The 293-nt window shown below is 68.6% G+C and carries 1 pseudogene; it reads right to left on the bottom strand.

Annotated elements, in window-relative coordinates:
- Positions 1-293 (bottom strand): annotated as a pseudogene (locus tag J0695_RS38375) (outer membrane protein assembly factor BamB family protein); the annotation flags it as partial.

Genomic DNA, 293 nt, shown 5'->3' with positions numbered 1-293 from the left:
CGGAGGGCTTCGCCGGCGGCGCCAAGATGCTCGCCGCCGGCGAAGCCCTCCGGCTGGCAGGTGCCCGCCATCCGCCCGAAGAGGCGGCGGCCGTCGGTGACCGAGAAGGCGCTGGAACCGCCCATGCGGGTCACGCCCACGGTGTTGCCCGAGATGGAGAGATAGAGCTCGGTCATGATGTCGAAGGCGTTCTCCGACGGGACCTTGACCTTCCAGCCGAGCTTGCCGGTGGCGAGGTCGACCTGCTGGAGCTGGTTGCAGTCGCTCTTGTCGGTGTTGCCGTTCTTGACGCC

The organism is Streptomyces beijiangensis (genome assembly GCF_017315755.1).
GTDB classification, from domain to species: Bacteria; Actinomycetota; Actinomycetes; order Streptomycetales; family Streptomycetaceae; genus Streptomyces; species Streptomyces beijiangensis.
Note: the sequence above shows the minus strand (reverse complement) of the source record. Positions and strands in the feature narration are given on the sequence as shown.